The sequence below is a fragment of the Amycolatopsis anabasis genome, assembly GCF_009765355.1.
GTDB classification, from domain to species: domain Bacteria; phylum Actinomycetota; class Actinomycetes; order Mycobacteriales; family Pseudonocardiaceae; genus Amycolatopsis; species Amycolatopsis anabasis.
Genome location: NZ_VTHK01000147.1, coordinates 1 through 2,059, shown reverse-complemented (window position 1 = coordinate 2,059; position 2,059 = coordinate 1). Strand labels below are relative to the sequence as shown.

Here is a 2,059-nt window from a genome sequence, read left to right as displayed (position 1 = left end):
GTCGGTGACGCCGTCGTAGCGTTCCTGCCGATGGACGCCGACGGCGCCGCCGCCGACTATGTGGTCGCGCCCGCGGACGCCCTGGCCACCGCGCCGCGGACCGTCGACCTGGCGGATGCCGCCGCGTTGCCGGTCGGCGGGCTGACCGCCTGGCAAGCCCTGTTCGAACTCGCCGGGCTGCGCGCGGGGCAGACGGTCCTGATCAACGGCGCGGGCGGTGCGGTCGGTGGGTACGCCGTGCAGCTCGCCCATCAGGCGGGTGCGCACGTCACCGCGACCGCGAGCCAGCGCCACGCGGACCGGCTCCGCACCGACGGTGCCGACCGGATCATCGGCTACCTCGATCACACGGCCACCCCGCTGACGGCCGCAGGGCAGCCGTTCGACGTGGTCGTCAACCTCGTCACGACCAGCCCCCAGGAAACCGCGACGCTGGCCGACCTCGTGCGCGACGGTGGCGCCCTGGTCAGCACCACCACCCCGCCGCCGGAGAACCCCGGGCGCGGCGTCCGCACCGCGCGCGTGTTCGCGGCCAGCAAGGCCGACCAGCTCGCCGAGCTGGTCACCCGCGTCGACCGTGGCGAGCTGCGGATCGAGGTTGCCGCCCGCCGCCCGCTCGCCGAACTCCCCACCGTGCACGACGAGGCCGCGACCGGGCGCCTGGCAGGCAAAACCGTCTTGACCCCGGCCTGATTCCCTTACCAGGAAAGGAAAACCAGACGACCGCGTCCGACCCGATCGGCCTGGGCGGCAAGCGCCCAACCGCATCGCCATGGCGTCCATGACGCACAGCCGCGCCCATGGCCCCGGTGTGATCCGACCGAACTCAATACCACCTACGACTCGCAGCCGCGCCTCTGTCCCGGGCAAGACACGGTCCCTTCCCAGGGCAGGTCGTAGGTGTCAAGGAAACAACAGGACCAAACCGGGGACAGAAATCTACTTCTGTCACGAACGAGGTGTTTGTTGCTGTCAGGCTCCGGCCGTGAGGGGCTTAGCCTCTACCGGTGACGTCCACGGCGGGTGTCCCCGATCGTGGTCGGGATCGCCGGAGCACGGTCACCCGTGCTGTGCACCCGGACGGGCTCATGAGGCGTAGTGTGGGTGGTGTCGAGAGCATTTCGTACGCGGGCGGTCAAGCCCGCGTCGTCCTCGGCAGCCAGACCGGCTGATGTTCCTCGGCCGGGGACGGGAGTACCGACATGCCGTCGGGCCCGCACGCACCTATCGCCACCCCCTTGGCCACGATGGTCACCGAGCAGCCTCGGCACAACCTGCGTTTGCGGTTGAAGCCGAAGGCGCCCACCTCGGGGTATGTCGATGGTGCGTGGTGGCCCCGGTCGCGGGACCTGTCGATCGAACTGCCGACCTTGCTAGCGGTTCTTGCCGTTCGGCTGGATCGCGTCGAACGGGTCACCTACAACCTGACCGCCTGGAATCCCGCTTCGCGTCGGCTCGCCGTCGACGGTGGCGGGGTCCGTCTCGATGGGTTCCGGTCGCAGCACTCCGACACGGTCACGGTGATCGGAGCGGGCGGTCGGCGACGGCTGACCTTGCTGGTCGTGGCTCCGGACACCGGGTCGGCCGTCGCGCGGCGCGTGCTGGTGGCCGCGGCGCGCCGGGACAACGCGGACAGTGTCGAGGCGCTTCTCGCGGCCACCGGCGTCGCGGACACGATGGACGCGGCCACCCAGCGCTGGGAGGTCGATGGCGGCCGCGTAAACGATCGTGTCCCGGCGAGTTCGCCGTGACCGTGACCGAATCGGCTGCCAGGACGGTCCGCGATACCGCTCCGCCTGTTCCCGGTACGCAGTCGAACTTCGACGGTGCGAGTAACGCGGTCTGCGCGGCGTGTCCGCACCCGTGGAGTGGCCACGACCTGATTGCCGCCCGCTACTGCGCCGCGACCGTAGCCGGCGGACACAGCCGGGGTTGTGTCTGCACAGGTCACGACTCCCAGTGACCGTCACGGTCCGGCATGTGTCTTTTCGTGATCGGCACGTCAAGCGCTCGGCGACGAAGCCGGAGAAGTCCGCTGAGCCGTTCGGGTCAGCGCCGA

Annotated in this window: 3 protein-coding genes; all 3 read left to right on the top strand. The window is 70.3% G+C overall.

The annotated features are described in order from the left end of the window. The coding region (locus FXO23_RS50410; protein WP_158896312.1) for an NADP-dependent oxidoreductase at positions 1-693 on the top strand (693 nt) is incomplete at its 5' end. A 509-nt stretch (positions 694-1,202) separates the two neighbouring features. Next, positions 1,203-1,751, top strand: a complete 549-nt coding sequence (locus FXO23_RS50405; RefSeq protein WP_246258678.1) for a DUF5994 family protein — start codon at positions 1,203-1,205, stop codon at positions 1,749-1,751. Beyond that, the gene (locus tag FXO23_RS51400; protein WP_246258676.1) at positions 1,748-1,963 is read left to right on the top strand and encodes an RGCVC family protein; all 216 of its coding nucleotides are present in this window, start codon (positions 1,748-1,750) and stop codon (positions 1,961-1,963) included. The genes FXO23_RS50405 and FXO23_RS51400 overlap by 4 nt, the downstream gene beginning before the upstream one ends. The last annotated feature ends 96 nt before the right edge of the window (positions 1,964-2,059 follow it).